Genomic DNA, 22,890 nt, shown 5'->3' on the forward strand with positions numbered 1-22,890 from the left:
CAATTCTCTCGGTGAGCCCTTGTCAGTATCTTCCTCTCCCGCCGGTGCTTTGTCCGGCCTTGTTGTTCTTGATCTGTCGCGGATTTTGGCCGGTCCGACCTGCACCCAGATTCTTGGAGATCTTGGAGCCGAGGTCATCAAGATCGAGCGGCCGGAGAAGGGGGACGATACACGCGGCTGGGGACCGCCCTTTCTGAAGGACGCTGCAGACCGTGAGACGCGGGAAAGCGCCTATTACCTGTCTTCCAATCGCAACAAGCGATCTGTGGCGATTGATTTGGCCTCGGAGGCCGGACAGAAATTGATCAGGCAATTGGCGGCCAAGGCTGATGTCCTTGTCGAGAACTTCAAAGTCGGCGACCTGAAGCGCCGTGGTCTGGACTATGACAGTCTGAAAAATGCCAATCCAGGGCTGATCTATTGCTCCATCTCCGGCTTCGGCCAGACAGGGCCCTATGCCACAAGGGCGGGCTATGACTTTCTGATCCAGGGGATGGGCGGGATCATGTCCTTGACCGGGCTTCCAGACGATGAAGGTGGTACGGAAATCAAGGCGGGTGTCGGCATCGCGGATGTCATGTGCGGTATGTATGCAACGGTGTCGATCCTCGCGGCCCTGAACCATCGAAACAATACCGGAGAAGGGCAGTATCTCGACATCTCTCTTTTCGACAGCCAGGTGTCGTGGTTGATCAACCAGGGTGTTGCGCATCTGGTGTCCGGCGAGATCCCGGGTCGCCTTGGAAATGGTCATCCAACCATTGTGCCCTATGAGACTTTCCCTGCGAGCGACATGTCGTTCATTCTGGCTGTTGGCAATGACAGTCAGTTCAAGAAGTTCTGCGTGGCAGCTGGCGCATCTGACTTGGCAGACGATCCACGATTTGCCGCTAATGCGGATCGAGTGCGAAATCGCAAGGACTTGGTGCCGTTGATCCGTCGACTGACGATTGAAAAAACGGCAGCAGAGTGGATTGGGCTTCTTGAGCGTGAGGGCGTTCCTTGCGGTCCCGTGAATGATCTCGGGTCGGTCTTCTCGGACCCTCAGGTGCTTGCACGCAATATGAAGATCACGATGCCTCATGAATTGAGCGGTTCGGTCGATCTGATCGGGTCGCCCATTCGCATGAGCAAGACGCCGGTGGCATACCGTCGTTCGCCGCCCACGCTTGGCGAAGGAACCGAGGACGTACTGACATCGCTGCTGGGCCTGACAGGCGAGGATATTCGGCAACTGTCGGCGAGCGGGTCCATCCAGACAAGACAATCTAGGGAAGAGCCTGAATGACCACTGGAGCCGATATTATTGCGGGCAAGCTGCATGCTGCCGGGTGTCGCCACGCGTTTGGCATCCCTGGCGGCGAAGTTCTCGCCCTGATGGACAGCATCGACCGTGCAGGCATACGCTTTGTTCTGGTCAAGCATGAGAACGCCGGTGGCTTCATGGCGGAGGGTGGATGGCATGCCGATAGCGCGCCCGGGGTTCTGCTTGCAACGCTGGGCCCCGGCGTTGCCAACGCCATCAATGTGGTGGCAAATGCCTGGCAGGATCGCGTCCCACTGATTTTTGTCACCGGTTGTGTCGACGCCGCGGAGGCGGAAAGCTACACCCATCAGGTCTTCGACCATCAGCAGCTCCTGAGGCCGATCGTGAAGGCCAGCTTCTCCGCCCGCCTCGATGCTCTTGACGTCATGATGGACAAGGCGATTGCGATTGCGCTTGAGGGGCAGCCAGGACCCGTCCATATCGACGTGCCGATCAGGGTTGCCGAAGGGCAGACACAAGAACCCTGGAACCCGGACCGGATTCCTGCACAGCCCCAGCTGGCGGTTGCTAACGGCTCGTATCTGACGGACGCACTGGAGCTATTTGCAAGGGCAAAGCGGCCGATTGCAATTGCGGGTGTCGATGCGGTGAATGAAGGTGCAGGACCTGAGTTGGCGGCCTTCTGCAGGCAATTCTCGATCCCCTTGATCACGAGCTACAAGGGCAAGGGATTGCTAGACGAAGTGGATGCTCTGGCGCTGGGCGGTGCAGGCCTTTCTCCCAAGGCCGACAATATTTTCCTTCCTTTGATCAACCAGAGCGATTGCGTTCTGCTCCTTGGATACGACCCGATCGAGATGCGGGCAAATTGGCGCAATCCATGGCCCGATGGTGCCCCTGTTGTCGAAGTCTCGCCGGTGCTGAGAACCCACGGGATGCACAAGGCTCGTTTTGAGCTGCGCAGTTCAGTGAAATCCGCGTTGTCCGTGTTTTCCAAAAGCAGGTCGGCTGATGCGCCGGCCTGGCCTGCCGGAGAGCCTGCCAGGGCCAGGGCGGACCTGGAGAGTGCATTCGCTCCTGAAACAGATGGCTGGGGCCCCGCGACTGTCTTCCATACCCTTCGCAAGCTGACGCCGGATGAAACCGTCGTAACGGCCGACAGCGGTGCACATCGGATCCTTGTCAGCCAGATCTGGAAATGCCGACAGCCGAGAGGCATGCTCCAGTCCTCGGCCCTATGTACGATGGGATGCGCGGTTCCGCTGGCGATCGGACATCGATTGATTGACGACACTCAGGCGCCTGTCGTTGCTTTCGTTGGTGATGCGGGACTTGAGATGTGTCTGGGAGAACTCTCGACGCTTCGTGATCTGGGCCTGCCGGTGATCATTTGTGTTCTTGTGGACCGGTCCTTGTCGCTGATTGAACTGAAGCAACGGGCCAGCCAGCGTGCGAATGTTGGGGTCGACTTTGGTGAGACCGATTTCCCGGAAATCGCGCGTGCCTACAGCGGTCACGGAGCTTGGGTCGAAGCGGTTGACGGGCTGGCGAACGAGATTGAGGGTGCGTTGCATAGACCTGGATTTACAATTATTGCGTGCCGAATCTCAAATCGCGCCTATGACGGTAAACTCTGATTTGCATCGTGTGGAGGGCTCGAGGGGCGTCGCAATGCCCTGGGAAGCAAGCATTCCAGCCCAATTTAACGCATTCATTATTCTTGCCACTATTGGGCGAATACGTGTCGGCGACTTTACGTTGAAAAATGCGCAAAATACGCAATGTAGCTCGATATGCCTCAAACGAATATCATCGATAAAAATACTAGTTTTATGATTTATTGATCGATGCTTCCCCTCGATTGAAGATGTGAGAGTATAAATAGAAACCACCCTTATGTCGGGAAATCGATGTAGATATTGTGATTTTAATGTAAATTTATTATGATATAAAGCAATTGCATAAGATGTATTTATATTATTCTTGATTTATTATCATTTTAGTAAAAAGTGGCACCTATAGAATCAAATAATACTTAGTATCTTAATAAGTAAATATACGTCATTTTTGTCGGTTTAATTTTTCATTAACCGTTTCGATCTCTCATCTCCACAAGTGTTAGTTGCCGAATTGCTGCCGCGGCCCTTTGCAATTGTGGATTTAGAAAAATGAATACTGAGAATATTGTCACCGATAAAAATGACGATACTCGCGAGTACTTCGAGCTTCCTCAGATTTGTGATCTGGCGGCCGCTTCGAAGGTCCACGCGGCGATGTGTGACCGCGGTGAGAGTTCCGATCTTCTGATCGACGCAAGCAAAGTGGAGCGCTGCGGCACGGCCGTTGCGCAAATTCTGCTGGCCGCTTCGATCGACCTCGAGGGCCAAGGCAACCGGCTCGTCATTTCATCCATGTCTGATCAATTCAAAACGTCTCTGCAGGACCTTGGTCTCGGAGATTGTCTGTGTAGCTGGGAGTAATCGCATCATGGCGAAACGCGCACTAACCGTCGATGACAGCAAGACCATGCGAGACATGGTGGCTTTCACCCTGAAGGGAGCCGGTTTTGATGTCCTTGAAGCGGAAGACGGCGTTCATGCCCTTTCGGTGGTGAAGGGGCAGAAGGTCGATGTCGTCATCACGGATATCAACATGCCGAACATGGATGGGGTGACGCTTGTCCGCGAACTCCGGGCAAAGGCCGAGTTCAAGTCGACACCCATCTTGATCCTGACCACCGAGGGTGGGGATGACAAGAAGGCCAGCGGCAAGGCCGCCGGCGCAACCGGGTGGATCGTCAAGCCCTTTGCCCCGGACAAGCTGCTGTCCGTGGTCAACAAGGTCTGTCCCTGACCCTATCCGCACTGAGATGAAGTTTCGCACCGACAGGTCACGTTCATGAGCAATGACGGCACATCCGGATCAGATTTCGAGCGCTTCCGAATTACGTTTTTCGAAGAGTGCAATGAGATCCTGGCCGATCTGGAAGTTCATCTGACGCAGCTGCAGGAAGAGGCTCTCGACAATGAGGGCCTGAATGCGGTTTTCAGGGCTGCCCATTCCATCAAGGCGGGCGCGGGTGCGTTCGGCTTTACCGATCTGGTCAATTTCACACATTCTTTCGAGGCGTTGCTCGACAAGATGCGCGACGGCGAGATCGATCAGACGCCTCAGGTCGCAGACCTTCTCGTCCGTGGCGGTGATGTGCTTGCTGAACTCGTCTCTGCAGCGCAGGAAAACAGGTCCGTAGCACCCGACTTCGGCGCCGAGGTGCTTGCGCAGGTGCACGATCTGCTGGGCAGCGGCCAAAAGCCGAAAGACGCAACGGCAGGTCCAGGCGCCCAGCAAGCGTCAAGCATTAGCGGCATGGGCAGTTGGACCATTCGGCTGACGCCCAATGTAGATCTCTTCAAGAACGCGACGGAACCCTTGCTCCTGATCCGTGAGCTGCGCGAGATGGGGTCGCTCAAGGTCACCTGCGACCGTAGCCAGTTGCCACCGTTGCGTAAACTGGACCCTGAGCTGGCCTACTTTTCGTGGAGGTTCGAACTTGAGTCTGAGTGTTCGCGTGAGAACATCGAGGAAGTCTTCGAATTCGTTGACGACACCTGCGAAATCGTGATCGAGCAGGCGACCTCGTCAGAGGAAGAAGCCAAAAGCCCTGAAGCGCCCGCAAAAGACGCGCCGGTACAGCCTCAAGTCAGTTCACCTGAAAAAAATGTTGAGACGAAGGAGTCCGCGCCGGCCGGCAAAAAAGCCAAGGCCGCGGCGGCGTCCTCCATTCGCGTTGAACTCGGCCGGATTGACCGCCTTGTGAACACTGTCGGCGAGCTGGTCATCACTCAGGCAATGCTTGCCCAAGAGTTGGCCGACCTGACTGCTGATAACGAAAGACAACCCATCGCAGGGCAGGAGGAACTCGCAAATCTCACGAGAGAGCTGCAGGAGTGCGTCATGGCGATACGCATGCAGCCGGTGAAGTCGGTTTTTGCGCGAATGCCACGCCTGGTGCGGGACTTGTCCGGGAAACTGGGCAAGAAAATCAACCTGCGCATGTCCGGCGAACATACCGAAGTCGACAAGACGATCATCGAAGAGCTCGCCGATCCGTTGACCCACATGATCCGCAATTCCATCGATCATGGACTGGAAACGCCGGCTGAGCGCGTGGCAGCAGGCAAACCCGAAGAGGGAACGATCGATTTGTCGGCTGCGCATGTGGGCGGCAACATCGTGATAAGCATCAGCGACGACGGTGCGGGGATCAACCGTGAACGGGTTCTTGCGATTGCAATCGACAAAGGCATTGTTCAGCCTGACGCCCATCTCTCCGATCAGGAAATCGACGAGCTCATCTTTGCGCCTGGTTTCTCAACCGCCGAAGAGGTTACAGACATCTCCGGCCGCGGTGTTGGAATGGATGTCGTGAGGCGAAACATCGTCAGTCTTGGTGGCCGCATTCAGGTTCAGTCACAGCCGGGATACGGTACACGGCTCAACATGCTGATCCCGCTGACGCTCGCGGTGCTCGATGGTATGATCGTGGCGGTCGGCAACCAGCGCTACATCCTGCCGATTACCAGCATTGTTGAGAGTTTCAGGCCAAGCCCGTCCCAGATGCGGCGCCTGGATGACTGGACACAGGTCGTCCAGATCAGAGGCGAATTCATCCGTATCGTTCGCCTTTGCGACCTCTTCAATGTCGAAAATGCAACCCATGACCCAACGCAGGGACTGGTCGTTCTGACAGAAGTCGCGGGTGGCGGGAAAATTGGCATCACCGTTGATGAACTCATCGGCCAGCAGCAGATCGTGATCAAGAGCCTGAACGACAATTTCGATCCGGTTCCCGGGATCTCCGGGGCGACAATTCTCGGCAACGGCAAGGTGGCGTTGATTCTCGATATCGAACAGTTGGCCGGGATGAAGGCAACAGTGCCTTTACCGCATCAGGATGATGGCCCGAAAGAGGTCGATGCTCCCGTCGCGATTGTGGCGGCCGAATAAGGATGGGGGACCAAATCATGCAAGCAAACATGCTTCAGGCACAGGAAACAAATCCGGTCGTCAAAGGATCGGAGGCAGCGGCAAGTGAAATTGTTGCATCGCCGACCTCTTGCCAGTTCATCAGCTTTCGCCTCGGGGAAGATGAGTACGCGATCGATATCATGGCAGTCCGCGAGATCAAGGGATGGACTGACGCTACGCCCTTGCCAAACCAGCCGCCGCATGTTCTCGGCGTTCTGAATCTTCGTGGTGCGATCGTACCGATCCTCGATCTTCGCAGCCGATTTGGACAAGGACTGACCGAGGCCACACCCATGCATGTGGTCATCATCGTCAACGTAGGCGAACGAACCTTCGGCATCCTTGTCGATGCAGTTTCAGACATCCTCACAGTGGAGCCTGAAGAGATCAAATCCGTGCCCGATGCCGACCGTGCCGAGGGCGAGGACTATCTGTCCGGGATCATCAACGCCGGCCATGGAATGGTGGTGGTTCTTGGCCTTCAGGAACTCTTCCGCTGACGCAATCCCATTATAGCAACCGACGCCAGACCGGTTCTGAAGCTTTCCAGGAGAGAAAAATGCAGACCACCGATGAGATGGCCCAAATTGCCCCGCAGCGAAGCGGTGGCTTTTCGGTCAAAAAGAAAGTGCTGATTTTTTCGAGCATACTGACTTTCACGATCCTTTTGATCGCTGGACTATCCTTCCTGAACTACAGTCGGACAAATCAGTCCTTCGCAGAAGTCGAGAAGACATTCGCTGCCGAATACGAGATGGCGCATTTGCTCCAGAACTTCCTGGTTTTGAAAGCCGAGGCGCGTGAGTATCTCCTGGGCACGTTGGATAGCAGCACCTCCTCGGTGCCTGAAAAGCTTGTCGTATTTGAAAAACAGCTTGGTGAAACCAAGGGCCATGTGAGCGCACGCCATCACGAGGGGTTGGCCAAAGTCGAAACCGACACGCTCGAATTTCATGAGCTTTACGAAGAGGCAAGCGATATCAAAGGGGAAGAGCGAGTGCTTTTCCTGGAGACGCTGAAGCCGCTTGGCGAAGAGCTTGAAAAAGTCATTCACGACGTCGAGACAGCAGCGATCAGGAGCGCAAACTCCAATGCGATCTCTCAATCGGCGGCGCTCATGGAACAGTTGATGAGAGGGCGCCTGATTGCAAACCAGGTTATTTCCTCAGGCAAAAGCTACGGCGTTGAAAAAGCTGAACAATCTCTTGCCAAGAGCGAAGTGCTGATCGCCTCGCTTGCCAATTCCGCAATTCCAGGCGTGTCGTCACGGGCCGCAGAGATTTCGGGCAAGGCCGCCGCATATTCCGAGACGCTTACCAAGATCGTTCAACTCGCAGACGAGCTTCACGCCCTGATTAACAACGACATGGTTTCGACGGCAGCTCACATCGAAGAAGACTTCGAAAACATCATGTCCGCGTTGAGCGACGAAGAAAAACAAATCGCTCACGGTGTTGAAACCTCGACCTTCGTGACCTTTCTGATCAATGCAGGTTCAGCGGCGCTCGCTCTCTTGATGTGTGTGCTTTTTGCCCGTCTTGTTATTCGCGGCATCGTCAAACCGCTCACGGATTTGAGCGATCAGATGGTCGAGCTTTCCAATGGCGCACTTGACTTGGACGTTGCGTATCAGGACCGGACGGATGAAGTTGGCCAGCTTGCGCGCGAGTTGGAAAACTTCCGCAAGGCAGCCAATGACTCCGAGCTGCTTCTTGGCGTCAATACCCGGATCAAGGTCGCGCTGGACAATTGCACGACCAATATCATGCTGGCTGATATGGATGGCAACATTGCTTATCTGAACAAGTCGGTCTCGAAGATGATGCGCAACGCGGAAAAAGACCTGCGTGAGGTATTTCCGGGCTTCGCTGCAGACGAGCTGGTCGGCACCAACATAGATATCTTCCACAAGAACCCTGCACATCAACGGAACATCCTGGCCTCGCTGAATCAGACGCTGGAGACTGAAATCCAGGTTGGCGGTCGGGATTTCGGCCTGATTGCCAACCCCGTTCTGGACGCAAATGGAAATCGTCTGGGCGCGGTCGTTGAGTGGACTGATGTCACCGAAGAACGCCGTGTTGAACGGGAAATTTCAACGGTGGTAGATGCGGCGGCCAACGGAAACTTCCGTGAGAAGTTGCCACTTGAGGGCAAGGAAGACTTCATGCTTCGCCTCAGCACGTCGATCAATGAACTGTGCGAGACCACGGCCAACGCGCTTGATGATGTCAATGGCAAACTGCGGCTTCTTTCGGAGGGCGATCTGACCACTCGTGTGACGACGCCGTACTCGGGCATGTTTGAAGAGCTGAAGAACAATCTCAACGACACGGCGGTTCGCCTGGCCGAGATTGTCTCTGAAGTTGCAACCGGTGCCGGCGAAGTGAGCAATGCCTCGGCCGAAATCACCTCCGGCACAACTGATCTCTCGGAGCGGACCGAACAGCAGGCGTCCAGTCTGGAGGAAACATCGGCATCCATGGAAGAGATGGCTGCGACAATCCGCCAGAATGCCGAAAACGCGCAGCAGGCTGATCAACTCGTTGCAAGTGCGAACCAGGTGGCAACGCGCGGCGGTGATGTGGTCACCAAAGCGGTGGATGCGATGAGCCGAATTGAATCTTCCTCGCAGAAGATCTCCGACATCATTGGCGTGATTGATGAAATCGCCTTCCAGACCAACCTGCTTGCCTTGAATGCCGCAGTAGAGGCCGCGCGGGCGGGCGATGCCGGAAAGGGCTTTGCAGTCGTGGCCTCCGAGGTTCGCTCTCTCGCACAGCGTTCTTCGGAAGCCGCGAAGGACATCAAGGATCTGATTGTCGAAAGCGGCGGACAGGTGACCGATGGCGTTGATCTGGTCAACAACACCGGCGAAACACTCAGTGAGATCGTGACGTCGGTGAAGAAGGTGGCCGATATCGTTTCGGAAATTGCCGCGGCAAGCCGCGAGCAGGCGACCGGTGTTGAGGAAATCAACAAGGCGGTGAGCCAGATGGATGAAATGACCCAGCAGAACTCCTCACTGGTTGAGGAAAATGCTGCAGCCTGCCGCATGCTTCAAGGCCAGGCCGAGAATATGAGTCAGCGCATGGCGTTCTTCAAAACGGACGCTGCCATACTCAACTCAACGGCCCAGGCTGCATCGGCTGGCGGCAATGTCGCCACCCTAGGCGGAAGTGCCGCGGCGTATGGCCGGCCTGCGCGAGGTGGCGCGGTTGCCCTTCAGGAAAATCTCGCGGTCGCGATCAATGCCGACGACGACTGGAAAGAGTTCTAGGCCCTGTCATGCGGCGGCGGGGCAATGCACCCGCCGCAAGAGTGCGAGTGATTGATCATGTTAGCAGCTGCTGTCCAAGACCCGGAAAGAGAGTTCAGCTTCAACGAGCAGGAGTTCCGCTATATTGCGGAGCTGGTCAAGACAAAGACCGGGATCGTTCTCGCTGATCATAAGAAGAACATGGTCTACTCACGCCTTGCCCGGCGCTTGAGAGCGGTGCGGCTTGATAGTTTTGAAGCCTATTGCAGCTTTCTCGAGAGTGGGGACTCCGAGGATGAAATGGGCATGTTCATCAACGCAATCACCACCAATCTGACCCGGTTCTTTCGTGAGCCCCATCACTTCGACCATTTGGCGGAAAAAATGTCGGAGCAGTTTGAAAATGCTCCAACCGCCACACGGATAAGGATCTGGTCAGCCGGCTGTTCATCAGGAGAAGAGCCATACTCGATAGCAATGACCATGGCGGAGGGTCTGAAAAGGCTCTCCTCATATGATTTTCGGATTTTGGCGACCGACCTGGATACTTCCATGGTCGCCGCCGCAGCTGCCGGACGTTACCGCCTTCAGGACGCGGAAGGTCTTTCCAAGGCGCGGCTCGCGAAATGGACAATCCAGGATCGCCGCGGAAATGAGATGACCGTCAAGCAGGGACTAAGGGAGTTGATAACTTTCAAGCAACTCAACCTCCTTCACGACTGGCCAATGAAGGGGAAATTCGATGCGATATTCTGCCGAAATGTAATGATCTATTTTGATGGCCCCACCAAGGACCGCTTGCTGAAGCGGTTTCACAGCTGCCTGGCGCCAGGAGGCTGGCTGTATATAGGGCACTCCGAGACGATCCTGGATCAACGCGATCAGCTGATACCGATGGGCAAGACCATCTACCGAAAGGCTCTCCGATGAGGGCGGGGAGGTCTCTTGCGCACTCTGGTCATGGCCTTCCGGCAGATGCCCAGATTGAACAGACCGCGCTCTATCACAAGGTTCGTGTCCTGCCGGGTGACACAAGAACGGTGTCTGAGCCGGAGCAAACACTCGTGACAATTCTTGGCTCCTGCATTTCGGCTTGCATCCGAAATCCGAGAACCGGCTTTGGCGGTATGAACCACTTCATGTTGCCTCAAAGTGATACCGGCCAGTGGAATGGAGAAAGCGCTGCCCTGCGATACGGTAATTTTGCGATGGAAGCTCTGATCAACATGGTCCTGAAAAGCGGTTGCTCCCGGCAAGAACTCGAGATCAAGATCTTTGGCGGGGCAAACCTCGGATTTCACTCGGCCCGAGTCGGAACCAAGAACGTCGACTTCGTGAGGCAGTATCTTTGCACCGAAAGGCTGGCCGTCGCGGCGTCGGATGTTGGCGGAAATCACGGCCGGAGGATCTATTATCGCCCGTCCACGGGCGTCGTTCGCCAGCTCTATATTTGCACAAATCAGGAAGCACGTGTTGCGAGTGAAGAACTGAACTACGCCGCAACCCTGAAGACCGAAACCGCATCCGGTTCGATCGAGCTCTTTTGAAGCAGGTCATGAACATGTCCCGAGAGATAAAGGTTCTGATTGTTGATGACAGCGCGCTGGTACGACAGATGCTGACGGAAATGCTGTCGTCCGATCCGACAATAAATGTGGTGGGGACTGCTTCCGATCCGATCTTCGCGCGAAAGATGATCAAGGAACTCAACCCGGACGTTGTGACACTGGATGTGGAAATGCCGCGTATGGACGGTCTTCATTTCCTGGAAAAGATCATGACCTTGCGGCCTATGCCCGTCGTGATGGTGTCCTCGTTGACCCAGAAGGGCGCCGATGCTGCGTTTCGGGCATTGGAACTAGGCGCTGTAGACATCGTCGGCAAACCTGTGCTGGATCTGAAAGATTCATTTCAGAATCTTCGCGGCGAGATTGTCTCCAAGGTCACCGCGGCGGCATCAGCGCGTGTCAGGGCTCGTGAAAGGCAGGCCTCGCCGCATACTGCGCGCCCGGTCTCGTCACACTACAAGACAACAGAGCGGGTGGTTTGTATTGGCGCCTCCACCGGAGGCGTTGAGGCTCTGACACACGTTCTGCGCAGCCTTCCCGGCGACGCGCCGTCGATCGCGATTACTCAGCACATGCCGCAAAGCTTTACGCCCAAGTTTGCTGCCAGACTCAATCGCATGTGTGCCATCAGGATCTCCGAGGCGCAGGGCGGAGAGAGAATGCTTCCTGGGCATGCCTATCTGGCACCCGGCGGAACGCATCTGAGTATCCAGCGCTCTGGCGCAAATTATGTCTGCAAGGTCGAAGGCAACACTCTTGTCAGTGGTCACTGTCCATCTGTCGACGTTCTCTTCAGGTCCGCGGCTGAAAACATTGGCGTGAATGCTGTGGGTGTGTTGCTGACGGGCATGGGCCGGGACGGTGCTGAAGGATTAAAGGCAATTCGCGATGCCGGCGGCATAACCATAGGCCAGGACGAGGCGACATGCGTTGTCTATGGAATGCCGCGTGCTGCGCATGAGCTGGGCGCCGTCGAGCGTCAGGTTCCGCTCGGCGAAATCGCGCAAACCGTTTTGAATGAATGTGCAAAGGACGGCAGGCAGGCGGTTCGTATTTGACCCTGTCCTCAAGCCGATTTTGATAGACCAGAGAATGGAGGCCGCCATGGTAGCGAGTGAAAAGGCCGAAGATGTTGCATCAATAGAGGGCGTTGATGGAGATCTCTTCGAGGGGGCGGCCCACAAGCCGGGTTCGAACTTGGTTTCGACGGGCGGTGAGCCGTTGCGTGCCTTCTCTCTTGAGTTGGATGAGAGTGAAGTGTTGGGTCGGCTTGAAGATCAACGATCGGTCCAGCAGCAGACACTCGAATTCCTTATCAAGGAAATCGGCAGCGTCTCTGAGTACGTTGAGGAGAATACCTCTTCATTGACCGAGCGTTTCCGGACCATGGCGGTCGCGTCACGAGAGCAGAGCAACGTCGTTGACACCATGGCCTACGATGTTCAGCACATCGCGGTCGAAGAGAACGATGTTCCGATCAGCGAGTTGGCAAAAGACCTCTCCGACACGATGGAGGATTTCTTCAAAAAGGTGGTCTTCTTGTCCTCGCGCGGTGTGAAGATGTCCTACACGCTTGATGACATCTTCAAGGTCCTTGAGAACATGCAGGAGAGCATCAACGAGATCGAGCGGATCAACCGTCAGACAAACCTTCTTGCCTTGAATGCGAAAATCGAAGCCGCTCGAGCCGGAGAGGCGGGCAAGGGGTTCGCCGTGGTGGCCGAGGAGGTGCGCAGCCTCGCGACGTCGGTCAACGACCTGTCCTCGGATCTGCGAGATCAGACCAGTCGGGTCACAGCAGGTCTTGATGGCGGCTATTCCATCATTAAGGAAATCGCGACCGTTGATATGTCAGAAGACAACATAGCGGCTCATGAACGTTTGCAGGTCATGACCAAGGGCTTTGTTGACAAGAACGCCCAGCTTGCCGGTACGCTCAAGCGGAGCGCCGAAGCAAGCCAGAAAATGGAAATGGAGATCGGTGCGTCTATTGTCGAGCTGCAGTTCCAAGATCGGGCCAAACAGCGACTTGAAGGCGTATCTGACGCTATATTGAAGATGCTGGCAGTGTCAGGAGACACCTTGCCGGAAACTGCAGTGTCGCTTGAAGGGACGAGCCTCGAGTTTCGACAGGCCCTCGCAAGCGAAATAGCAAACATCTTCAAACTGGGAACGTTAAAATCCGCGTATGAGGCAGAATTCGGCATTATGTCCGCCGAAACTGACAATTCTGCGGCTGATGATGCATCCGGATCTGATGATGATGACATCGAATTATTTTAGGAGATTCCAATGAACTTGAGAACCGAATGCAACGGAACGCAATACACGGCCTATATCAGCGGCCAGTTGCAGTATCAGGACAATGGCGCCTTCCGCACCCTGGTTGATGACATGACCGAAGCCAACGTAAAGAGCTGCGTTTTTGACCTGTCCGACCTGACATCTATCGATTCCGCCGGGCTGGGCATGTTGGTCATTGCCTCCGATGCTGGCAAAAAAAATGGTTGGGATCTGACCCTGAGCGGCGCCAAGGGGCAGGTCCGCAAAATTCTGGAACTGTCTCGCTTCGATCAGCTGATGACCATCACCGAATAGCGCTCTGGGAATAGGGAGGGAGGACGATGGTTGGGACGGCTCTGACAAGCTCTGACTTTACAGATCCTGGGTCTGCGCCGGGAAGCGGCCTTCTGGAATTGGGGACGCTGGCCAACGCACGACTGCTGCTGATTGATGACAGCCGCTTTGCCCGCAAGACCATCAATGCGATCCTTGCCAATCACGGATTTACCAACGTCAAGTCGGCAACCGACGGTGAAGAAGGCCTGCGCGTTGCGCGCGAATGGCTGCCTGAGCTCATAATTACCGACCTTTTCATGCCGTTGAAAACAGGTTTTGACCTTTGCCGGGAGCTGCGCGAGGAGGGGGCATTTCAGGAAACCCCGATCATTGTTCAGACGTCGTCCGATACTCCGGCGCTGCGCGGCGATGTTTTTGAAGCGGGCGCTTCCGATCTGATCAACAAGCCAATCAATGCGCGAGAACTTCTGAGCCGAATACGTGTGCATCTGGAACGTCTCCGCCTGATCGATAGTCTCAAGTCCTATCGCCATCAGATGCGTGAGGAACTTAATTCGGCCAAGGCGATGCAGATGGAACTTCTGCCTGCCGACCAGGCGATCGATGAAATGGAGCAGGAATTCCCGCTGAAATTTGCCTGGCATAGCCAGCCTTGCCAAGGGCTCGCAGGCGATATCTGGGGGGCGGAGAAGCTCGACGATCACCGTATCAGAATATGGAATGCGGACTTCACTGGCCATGGCGTCAAGTCGGCACTGAATACTTTTCGGCTTAATACCTTTCTGCGGACCTCTTTGAAGGATGACCGTCAGGGTCCAGGTGATTGGCTTGCGACGGTCAATGACTTTCTGTGTGAGGTGCTTCCGGTTGGGCAGTTCGCTACCATGTTGTGCTGCGATATCGATTTTCGCGAAAACATGATCGATCTGGCCTCGGCGGGAGCGCCGCAGCCAATCCTTGAAAAGAATGGCCGGAATGAAGTGGTCTCCATCGGCGGAATGCCCTTGGGCATCTCTGACGGCGTGGCTTTTGACCAAATCCGGCTGCCGTTTCCGGTTGGAAGCTGCCTGTTTGCCTACAGTGATGCGCTTACCGAGACACCCTCGGCTGAGGCCCCGCTTTACGATATGGATCCACTGATTGGCCGACTTGACGAACTCACCTCGATTAGGCTGACAAAGCGCCCGCTTGCGCTCGTCGGTGATCTTGCTGCGGTGGCGCCGGGTGGGCTGGACGATGATCTGACCTTGATTTTTCTCGAGCATGTGAAGGTCAAGGGTGGACGTGATGAGCTGAACGCTTTCGGCCAGACGCACTTGGCCACTGAAAAGGTCGACGAAACTGAAGAGCCTGCGACCAGCCCCCTGACTTCTCAGGACAAGTACGTCATCCGGACCATGCAGGATGCCGAGGAACTCACCACGAGGTTGGCCGCGCAATATCCGGAGCCGGATGCGGTCAGAACCGGCATTTGGGAGCTGTTGGCCAATGCGATTGAACACGGCAATCTGGCCATACGCCATGAAGAAAAGACAGAACTTTTGCTGGCAAACAAGTTGAACAATGAAATCGAGGCGAGGCTTTCCTTGCCAGTCTTTCGCGATCGCCGGGTGCAGGTGGAGTTTGAAAAGTCCGGCAGCCAGATAAAGCTGAAGATCACAGATGAAGGCGAAGGTTTTGACTTTCAGACGTACCTTGACGGTGAGGCCAGGCTGGACGCGCCTAATGGCCGAGGTATCGCAATTGCGCAGAAGTTGTCTTTCGACGACCTGATCTATCGGGGAAAGGGCAACATCGTCGAGGCGGTTGTTGAGTTGTCCGCAGCTTAGCCGATTGATCCTGTCGAGGGCTTGGCCGGGTAAAAATTCCAAGCACGCTTTCGGCTGAACGTCGCTGATCTGCTGCTTTCTCTCGATAAATGGCAACAGGGATCCGGCGGATGATGGATGTTGCGACACGATCCTGAGTTTTTCGTGTCCTGCCGTCTGCGCCGAAAAATTGCGCCTTCGCTCCATGCCGCAGTTGATTGCGATCTGGACCCGCTCGCGCCCTTGGCCTATTCCTCCTTTCCAACAAATGGTCAGATGACAACCACATGGCTCACCCCTAAGGTTCGGGAGAGGGAATGAAGATCTGTGCGACAAAAAAGGCGATCCGTGAGGAGGTCCGCGAGGCGAGACGCAAGGGTTTGAGCGTCGCTTTGGTGCCGACCATGGGGTTCCTGCATGAGGGGCACCTGTCGCTGGTCCGCGAGGCAGCATCTCGTGCCGACCGTGTTGTCGTCTCTATCTTTGTCAATCCGACCCAGTTCGGCCCGAATGAGGACCTGAGCTCCTATCCGCGTGATCCCGACCGTGACTTGAAGCTCTTGCAGGACGAGGGCGTTGCAGCGGTCTTCATGCCTGATGTTGACGAAATGTACGGCGTGGGCGGCGACACATTTGTCGAAGTGCCGGGCCTTTCAGGCATATTGCAGGGCGCGCTTCGGCCAGGGCATTTTCGAGGTGTGGCAACAGTTGTGACCAAATTGTTCAACATCGTCGGGCCGGACGTAGCTGTTTTTGGCGAAAAGGACTATCAGCAACTGGCGTTGATCCGGCAAATGGTTCGTGATCTGGACATGCCTCTCGATATCATCGGACATCCGACGGTACGCGAAGCCGATGGTCTTGCAATGTCGTCTCGCAATGTCCGCCTGGAGCCGGACCAAAGGGCGGAGGCCCCGGCATTGAACCGTTCGCTTTTGGCGGCCGATGACGTCGCGCGCGCCGGCGGGACGATCGCCGACATGGATGGAGCCGTCAGGAAGGCCCTATCTGAGGCAAGTCTTGGCAAGGTCGAAAGCGTTGATATTCGGGACGCCGAGACACTTGAAGAGCTCGACGGTCCGCTGACCAGGCCAGCGGTCGTTCTTCTTGCTGTGCGTTTCGGAAAGGTCCTTCTGATTGACCAAAAGGTCATTCATCCGGGAACCAAAGGGTAATTGCACTGGCTCGCTTCAGGGCTTAAATCCATCGCGACGACGCTTCTTTGAAAGGACGCTCGATGAGCACGCAAAAACCGATACGCCGTGTCACGGTGCCCCAGATTGCAGCGAGAAAGGGAGGCGATCCGATCGTGTCGCTCACCTCCTATCACGCGCATACGGCTGCCATCGTCGACAAATACGCGGATTTCATTCTCGTCGGCGACAGCCTGGGGATGGTGATGCACGGCATGGAGTCCACGGTCGGCGTGCCACTCGATCTGATGATCATGCACGGCAAGGCAGTTGTGCGTGGCACCCAGCGCGCCTTGATCGTGGTTGATATGCCCTTTGGCACCTATGAGGAAAGCCCGGCGGTGGCATTCCGCAATGCTGCACGCATCATGAAGGAAACCGGGTGTGGCGCGGTCAAGCTCGAAGGCGGCAAGCGCATGGCCGAGACCATCCGCTTTCTGACCGAGCGGGGCATTCCCGTCATGGCGCATACGGGGCTGACGCCGCAGTCAAGTCACGTCATGGGAGGCTTCAAGACCCAGGGGCGCGATGAAGACAGCTGGCCGATGCATGAGGAAGACGCCAAAGCCGTGTCCGAGGCAGGTGCCTTTGCCATAGTGCTTGAAGGAATGGTCGAACCACTGGCAGCGAAGATCACCAAGCAGATTGCCATCCCGACCATCGGTATCGGTGCGTCGGCAGATTGCGACGGTCAGATCCTGGTGCTTGAAGACATGCTCGGTCTGAACCCGAAACCGCCGAAGTTCGTCAAAGTCTACGGCGACCTCGGCAACCAGATCGAAAATGCGGTCAAGTCCTACGCGGACGAGGTAAAGGACCGCTCTTTCCCCTCTGCGGCTCAAACCTACACGTAAGACCCGAACACGCAGCCAGCCCCAAAGCCCGCCGAACTTCGGTGGGCTTTTTTCGGTGTGTCGGCGAAATTAGGAAAATGGCGGAGAGAGAGGGATTCGAACCCTCGGAACGCTTGCGCGCTCAACGGTTTTCGAGACCGCCCCGTTCAACCACTCCGGCACCTCTCCGCGGCACTCAAGATAAACGGGTCTCAAGTGGCGCGGAACATAGACAAGGCTTTTGTGAGCCGCAAGAGCCTGTTGAGTGGTTTTCGCGGTTTTTTATCACCGGCGGGAAACGAGCGGAGATGGTCGGGGGAGCGCAATCGGCAGGACCATGAGCCGGACATCGGTATCGCGCCTTGCAGCAAAACGATAGCGCCCTGACGTGTCGCTGGCCGATCGGCCTGAAGCTGGCAGTTAAGCGTTGACTTGCGGTGCACCATGCATATAGTGCGCGAGCTTGAAGAAGCGGGATTGGCAACGATTCCGCTCTTTCGCTTTGTTTGAAGGCCTGGCAGGTTTCGGCGGTAACATCCGCATACTTCTGTCGCAAAGACCCTGATTGTCCCAAAAGACGAGTTTCTTCCGGGCGCCAACGAACAGCTATCGAACGTATCTGCCGCATAGATGGCAGGGCGTAGTAAAAACGAAAAGAAGGACGTGCGAGACATGTTCGCAGTGATCAAGACCGGCGGTAAACAGTACACCGTCGCTGCAGACGATCTTCTGAAGATCGAAAAACTCGATGCCGAAGCAGGCAGCACCGTCACGTTTGACGAAGTGCTTATGCTCGGCAACGGTACCGACACGACGGTCGGTGCTCCGCTTGTTGAAGGCGCCAGCGTCGTTGCTGAAGTCGTCGAACAGGGCCGCAACCGCAAGATTATCATTTTCAAGAAGCGTCGGCGTCAGAACTCCCGTCGTCGCAATGGCCATCGTCAGTCCTTCACGCTTGTGAAGGTGACCGACATTCTGGCCGCTGGCGCAAAGCCGGCGAAAAAGGCTGCGCCGAAGAAGGCTGAAGCCAAGAAAGAAGCACCGGCTGCTGCAAGCGATGACGCTGTAGCGCCGCTGTTCACCGCGCCGGAAGGCAAGGCCGACGATCTGAAGAAGATCTCCGGCGTTGGTCCGGTTCTGGAGAAGAAGCTGAACGCGCTGGGCATCACCACCTATGCGCAGGTCGCTGCTTTCTCCGCCGACGATATCGCCCGCGTCGACGATGCCTTGAGCTTCAAGGGCCGCATCGAGCGCGACAACTGGCTTGAGCAGGCCAAGGAACTGGCTGGCGAATAATCGCTGCCATCCGGTCTGAACAACACTTTTAGGAACGAGGAGCACCCTCATGGCACATAAAAAGGCAGGCGGTTCGTCACGCAACGGTCGCGATTCCGCTGGTCGCCGTCTCGGCATCAAAAAGTATGGCGGCGAAGCCGTAATCCCGGGCAACATCATTGCGCGCCAGCGTGGCACGCAGTGGCATCCGGGCACGGGCGTTGGCATGGGCAAGGACCACACAATCTTCGCAACGGTCGAAGGCAAGGTGGAATTCCAGGCCAAAGCCAACAAGCGAACCTTCATTAACGTGCTTCCAGTGGCGGAAGCAGCGGAGTAAAGCCGACGTGTTATCGAAAACCGCCGGCGCCTCATAGCCCCGGCGGTTCAAGATGAACCGGTCAAAGTTCAAGGGGAGATGGGGCGCCATCTCCCCTTTTTCTTTGAATTTTGACTGGAGTTGGAAACATGGTTGTTGAGAGTGATGGTCTCTTAGACGAAAGCTGTCGTGGTGCGGCCCCCTTGCCGCAGGAAGCCGTCCGGGTGCGTCTTGATTTGCCGCGAACGGACGATCTGGCTGATATCGTGTATCTGGCTAACAACCACCGTATCGCCGCGAACCTGGCGACCATGCCGCATCCTTTCGGCCTTCCTGACGCAAAGTTGCTTGTTGCGAAGGCCGAAGCCGCCAGAGGCAATAGCGCCGTCTTTGCGATCAGGCTGCTGGCGACCGGCCGCTTCATCGGAGTGGCCCGTTATGCCGAACTTGAAGCCGGCGGTCCGGTTCACGTCGGCTATTGGCTGGGCGAAGCGTTCTGGCGACAGGGACTAGCGACAGAGGCACTGCATTCCCTCGTGGATCATGCCTTTACCTACGGCGACATGAGCGAACTTACAGGCGCTTGTCGGGTTACCAATCCTGGATCCCGACGGGTTCTGATCAAGTCCGGTTTCCAGTATCGTGACCAGTCGATGATCCATTCTCTTGGTGCAGGCGGAAATGTTCCTATTGAGCGGTACAATCTGGAAAGGGCTGTCTGGTCGTCCTTGAAGACATGGGGAGGGCGCCGCTGATGCTTCCTACCCTGACAACGAAGAGATTGGTCCTGCGACCGATACAAAAAAGCGATGCGGAAGCCATCGCAGCTTTGGGCGGCAAGGATTTCGAGGTTGCGCGGTGGCTGACAGGTTGTTCGTGGCCGTATATCGAAGGCGACGCTGAAACCTTCGTGGCCGATGTGATGGCCGGGAACCCGTTTGAGGGTGAAGCGGCTTTTGCGATGACGCTTGGCGGCATCTTTATCGGCGTGATCGCGATCGAGGCTCCCGGGGAGCTTGAGCAGCAGCCTGAGTGTCCGAGCCTGGGCTATTGGATCGGGCGAAGCTTTCAAGGCTTTGGCTACACCAGTGAGGCAGCCCGAGCTGTTCTGGATTGGGCTTTTGCCGCGTATGACTGCCAAGCCATCGCGGCAAGGGCCTATGAGGAGAACACTGCGTCCCGGGCGCTTCTCAGAAGGCAGGGGTTCCGCCCTGTTGGAATGACGGAGCGTTTTGCCAAGCCCTTGGACCGGAAGGTCTCATGTGTCGTTGTTCGTCTGGAGCGGGATGACTTCGAAGCGCGGCGGGTCGCGGCGTGAAGCATGTAAATACCACCGGCGGCGGGCGCTGCGTCCGCCGTTAATCTGGGCGGCATGGTCGGCTTGATTGACCGTGTTTCACCCGGCCGGTTGCCGGAACCCTCTACTTTGAGGTATTGGCTGGGCCGCGCCTGCTGGTTCAAAGAGTATATGAGTGAGGCCGTGGGCGCATTAGGCACGACTTTCGTGAGCAACTGAGTAACCTGACCGACAGGACAGAAAGAAGAAAACAATGAAATTCCTCGATCAGGCCAAGATCTTTGTGCGCTCCGGAAATGGTGGTGCGGGCTGTGTATCGTTTAGGCGAGAAAAATACATCGAATATGGCGGGCCGGATGGCGGCGATGGCGGCCGTGGCGGCGATGTCTGGGTTGAGTGCGTGGACGGACTCAATACGCTGATCGACTATCGCTATCAGCAGCACTTCAAGGCCGAGACAGGTATTCACGGCATGGGCAAGAACCGCACCGGCGCCGATGGTGGCGATGTGACGCTCAAGGTACCCGTGGGGACGCAGGTTCTCGAAGAAGACAATGAGACGGTTATCGCGGATTTGACCGAGGTCGGGCAGAAGGTGCTTTTGCTCAAGGGTGGCAACGGCGGGTTTGGCAACGCGCATTTCAAGTCATCGGTCAATCAGGCGCCGCGCCGTGCGAACCCCGGTCTCCTCGGTGAAGAAAAATGGATCTGGCTTCGGCTCAAACTGATCGCCGATGCCGGGCTTGTGGGATTACCCAACGCCGGCAAGTCGACTTTTCTCGCAACCGTGTCTGCGGCAAAGCCGAAGATTGCAGACTATCCTTTCACCACGCTGCATCCCAACCTCGGGATCGTTCAGATTGATGGCAACAGCTTTGCCATGGCAGATATTCCCGGACTGATTGAAGGGGCACATGAAGGCACTGGCTTGGGCGATCGTTTCCTTGGGCATGTTGAACGTACCAGGGTCCTTCTGCATCTGGTCGATGGTTCCAGCGTCGAGGACCCGGGTGAAGCTTACCGCGTGGTGCGTGGTGAGCTGGAGGCCTATGGTCATGGCCTGGCCGAGAAGCCCGAGATCGTTGCCCTTTCAAAATGCGATGCCCTGACCGATGAGCTGATCGAGGAGCAATCAACCTCTCTCGAAGCGGCGTGTGGTCAGAAGCCATTGATCCTGTCTTCCGCAAGCGGCCACAACGTGGACCGGGCGCTGCGCATGATCATGCGTGCGATCGACAAGGACAAGCAGGACGCAGCAAATGAAGTACCGTCCAAGGAGCAGGAAGGCTGGCATCCCTGATGGCCAGCCTGCGTCCCCTGTCACAGCACGGCCGCATCGTCGTGAAGATTGGCTCTGCCCTTCTTGTGGAACGAGGGGAGCTTAAACGCGACTGGCTGGATGCCATGATCGAGGACCTTGTTTCGCTGGTGAAGGCTGGCTCCGAGGTCATTGTGGTTTCCTCCGGATCGATTGCTCTGGGGCGCGGCATCTTGGGTTTGCCTGCGGGGCCATTGAAGCTGGAGGAAAGTCAGGCAGCTGCGGCAGCTGGCCAGATTGCGCTTGCCAAGGCCTATGCGGAGAGCCTGGGCCTGCACGGTGTTCAGGCAGGACAGATCCTTTTGACATTGGGTGATACGGAAGAGCGTCGGCGTTATCTGAATGCCCGCGCCACGATCGGGACGTTGCTGAACTTTGGTGCGGTGCCGATCATCAACGAAAATGATTCCGTCGCGACCTCAGAAATTCGATATGGGGACAACGACAGGTTGGCCGCTCGTGTGGCGACCATGGCCAGCGCGGATTGCCTCGTTCTTCTGTCCGATATTGACGGCCTCTATACCGCACCGCCTTTGACAAACTCGGACGCTGTCTTTTTGCCTGAAGTCCCGCGCATTACGCCCGAAATTGAAGCCATGGCGGGAAGTGCCGGGTCCGAACTGTCTCGCGGCGGTATGAAAACCAAGATCGATGCCGCTAAAATCGCAACCGCGGCGGGCACGTCAATGGTGATCACGTCTGGAAAGAGCCTGAACCCACTCAAGCGTTTGAACGAAGGCTCGCGTGGAACCTGGTTCCCGGCTCTGGCAACGCCGGCGACAGCCCGCAAGGCCTGGATTGGTGGTCACCTGGAGCCCCGTGGAGAGATTCAGCTCGACCCGGGGGCAGTCAAGGCGCTTCAAGACGGAAAAAGCCTATTACCGGCGGGCGTCAAACGCGTCGCGGGAGAGTTCTCTCGCGGAGATGCGGTTCGGATGCTTGATCCGGACGGTCGGGACATTGGTTGTGGCCTGATAGCCTATGACCATGACGAAGCGGTTATGATCGCAGGGCGGAACAGCCGTGAAATCGAGGCGATCGTTGGCTATCCGGGGCGGGCTGAAATGATCCATCGCGATGATCTTGTGCTGGACGATGCAATGTCAGACTGAAACCGGTAAGAAAGCCGGGATCAGGGATTTGGG

Annotated in this window: 21 protein-coding genes and 1 tRNA gene; 21 read left to right on the plus strand and 1 reads right to left on the minus strand. The window is 56.4% G+C overall.

Annotated elements, in window-relative coordinates:
• Nucleotides 1-19 precede the first annotated feature (19 nt).
• The 15 genes from ABJZ52_RS06340 (at nt 20) to panB (ending at nt 17,557) form a co-directional block, all read left to right on the plus strand.
• Complete coding sequence (locus ABJZ52_RS06340; RefSeq protein ID WP_348189508.1) at nt 20-1,288, plus strand: CaiB/BaiF CoA-transferase family protein; 1,269 nt, start codon at nt 20-22, stop codon at nt 1,286-1,288.
• On the plus strand, nt 1,285-2,904 hold the full coding sequence (locus ABJZ52_RS06345; protein ID WP_348189506.1) for a thiamine pyrophosphate-binding protein: 1,620 nt from the start codon (nt 1,285-1,287) through the stop codon (nt 2,902-2,904). The genes ABJZ52_RS06340 and ABJZ52_RS06345 overlap by 4 nt, the downstream gene beginning before the upstream one ends.
• A 531-nt stretch (nt 2,905-3,435) precedes the next feature.
• Complete coding sequence (locus ABJZ52_RS06350; RefSeq protein WP_348189504.1) at nt 3,436-3,747, plus strand: STAS domain-containing protein; 312 nt, start codon at nt 3,436-3,438, stop codon at nt 3,745-3,747.
• A 7-nt stretch (nt 3,748-3,754) separates the two neighbouring features.
• The gene (locus ABJZ52_RS06355; protein ID WP_153770463.1) at nt 3,755-4,120 is read left to right on the plus strand and encodes a response regulator; all 366 of its coding nucleotides are present in this window, start codon (nt 3,755-3,757) and stop codon (nt 4,118-4,120) included.
• Nucleotides 4,121-4,165: 45 nt separating this feature from the next.
• Nucleotides 4,166-6,274, plus strand: a complete 2,109-nt coding sequence (locus ABJZ52_RS06360; protein ID WP_348189502.1) for a chemotaxis protein CheA — start codon at nt 4,166-4,168, stop codon at nt 6,272-6,274.
• A gap of 17 nt (nt 6,275-6,291) precedes the next feature.
• Nucleotides 6,292-6,795 (plus strand): chemotaxis protein CheW, encoded by a 504-nt coding sequence (locus ABJZ52_RS06365; RefSeq protein WP_348189500.1) that lies wholly within the window; start codon nt 6,292-6,294, stop codon nt 6,793-6,795.
• Nucleotides 6,796-6,854: 59 nt separating this feature from the next.
• On the plus strand, nt 6,855-9,575 hold the full coding sequence (locus tag ABJZ52_RS06370; RefSeq protein ID WP_348189498.1) for a methyl-accepting chemotaxis protein: 2,721 nt from the start codon (nt 6,855-6,857) through the stop codon (nt 9,573-9,575).
• A gap of 57 nt (nt 9,576-9,632) precedes the next feature.
• Nucleotides 9,633-10,484, plus strand: a complete 852-nt coding sequence (locus ABJZ52_RS06375; protein WP_348189496.1) for a protein-glutamate O-methyltransferase — start codon at nt 9,633-9,635, stop codon at nt 10,482-10,484.
• Nucleotides 10,481-11,101: a chemoreceptor glutamine deamidase CheD gene (locus ABJZ52_RS06380; protein WP_348189494.1), complete on the plus strand. Its 621-nt coding sequence runs from the start codon at nt 10,481-10,483 to the stop codon at nt 11,099-11,101. Before ABJZ52_RS06375 ends, ABJZ52_RS06380 begins: the two co-directional genes overlap by 4 nt.
• Nucleotides 11,102-11,115: 14 nt before the next feature.
• Nucleotides 11,116-12,180 (plus strand): chemotaxis response regulator protein-glutamate methylesterase, encoded by a 1,065-nt coding sequence (locus ABJZ52_RS06385; RefSeq protein ID WP_348189492.1) that lies wholly within the window; start codon nt 11,116-11,118, stop codon nt 12,178-12,180.
• Between the two features lie 46 nt (nt 12,181-12,226).
• On the plus strand, nt 12,227-13,405 hold the full coding sequence (locus tag ABJZ52_RS06390; RefSeq protein ID WP_348187974.1) for a methyl-accepting chemotaxis protein: 1,179 nt from the start codon (nt 12,227-12,229) through the stop codon (nt 13,403-13,405).
• A 9-nt stretch (nt 13,406-13,414) separates the two neighbouring features.
• A complete protein-coding gene (locus ABJZ52_RS06395; protein WP_348187972.1) occupies nt 13,415-13,720 on the plus strand; it encodes an STAS domain-containing protein in 306 nt (101 codons plus the stop codon).
• A gap of 26 nt (nt 13,721-13,746) precedes the next feature.
• Nucleotides 13,747-15,531: a fused response regulator/phosphatase gene (locus tag ABJZ52_RS06400; RefSeq protein ID WP_348189489.1), complete on the plus strand. Its 1,785-nt coding sequence runs from the start codon at nt 13,747-13,749 to the stop codon at nt 15,529-15,531.
• 296 nt (nt 15,532-15,827) lie between these two features.
• Nucleotides 15,828-16,685 carry a pantoate--beta-alanine ligase gene (gene panC, locus ABJZ52_RS06405; RefSeq protein ID WP_348189487.1) on the plus strand — a complete coding sequence of 286 codons (858 nt, stop codon included), beginning with the start codon at nt 15,828-15,830 and terminating at the stop codon, nt 16,683-16,685.
• Between the two features lie 62 nt (nt 16,686-16,747).
• Nucleotides 16,748-17,557, plus strand: a complete 810-nt coding sequence (panB, locus tag ABJZ52_RS06410) for a 3-methyl-2-oxobutanoate hydroxymethyltransferase (protein ID WP_348189485.1) — start codon at nt 16,748-16,750, stop codon at nt 17,555-17,557.
• A gap of 78 nt (nt 17,558-17,635) precedes the next feature.
• Here the strand turns inward: panB and ABJZ52_RS06415 are convergent.
• Nucleotides 17,636-17,725 (minus strand) — tRNA-Ser (locus ABJZ52_RS06415).
• Between the two features lie 483 nt (nt 17,726-18,208).
• Here ABJZ52_RS06415 and ABJZ52_RS06420 point away from each other — a divergent pair.
• The 6 genes from ABJZ52_RS06420 (at nt 18,209) to proB (ending at nt 22,857) form a co-directional block, all read left to right on the plus strand.
• Complete coding sequence (locus tag ABJZ52_RS06420) at nt 18,209-18,832, plus strand: 50S ribosomal protein L21 (protein ID WP_348189483.1); 624 nt, start codon at nt 18,209-18,211, stop codon at nt 18,830-18,832.
• Between the two features lie 49 nt (nt 18,833-18,881).
• Entirely contained in the window at nt 18,882-19,151 is a 270-nt protein-coding gene (gene rpmA, locus ABJZ52_RS06425; protein WP_153770478.1) for a 50S ribosomal protein L27, read from the plus strand.
• A 128-nt stretch (nt 19,152-19,279) separates the two neighbouring features.
• Nucleotides 19,280-19,885 carry a GNAT family N-acetyltransferase gene (locus tag ABJZ52_RS06430; RefSeq protein WP_348189481.1) on the plus strand — a complete coding sequence of 202 codons (606 nt, stop codon included), beginning with the start codon at nt 19,280-19,282 and terminating at the stop codon, nt 19,883-19,885.
• The gene (locus ABJZ52_RS06435; RefSeq protein ID WP_348189479.1) at nt 19,885-20,448 is read left to right on the plus strand and encodes a GNAT family N-acetyltransferase; all 564 of its coding nucleotides are present in this window, start codon (nt 19,885-19,887) and stop codon (nt 20,446-20,448) included. Before ABJZ52_RS06430 ends, ABJZ52_RS06435 begins: the two co-directional genes overlap by 1 nt.
• A 232-nt stretch (nt 20,449-20,680) precedes the next feature.
• On the plus strand, nt 20,681-21,727 hold the full coding sequence (gene obgE, locus ABJZ52_RS06440; protein ID WP_348189477.1) for a GTPase ObgE: 1,047 nt from the start codon (nt 20,681-20,683) through the stop codon (nt 21,725-21,727).
• Nucleotides 21,727-22,857: a glutamate 5-kinase gene (gene proB, locus ABJZ52_RS06445; protein ID WP_348189475.1), complete on the plus strand. Its 1,131-nt coding sequence runs from the start codon at nt 21,727-21,729 to the stop codon at nt 22,855-22,857. The genes obgE and proB overlap by 1 nt, the downstream gene beginning before the upstream one ends.
• The last annotated feature ends 33 nt before the right edge of the window (nt 22,858-22,890 follow it).

This window comes from Roseibium sp., from assembly GCF_039982295.1.
Lineage (GTDB): Bacteria > Pseudomonadota > Alphaproteobacteria > Rhizobiales > Stappiaceae > Roseibium.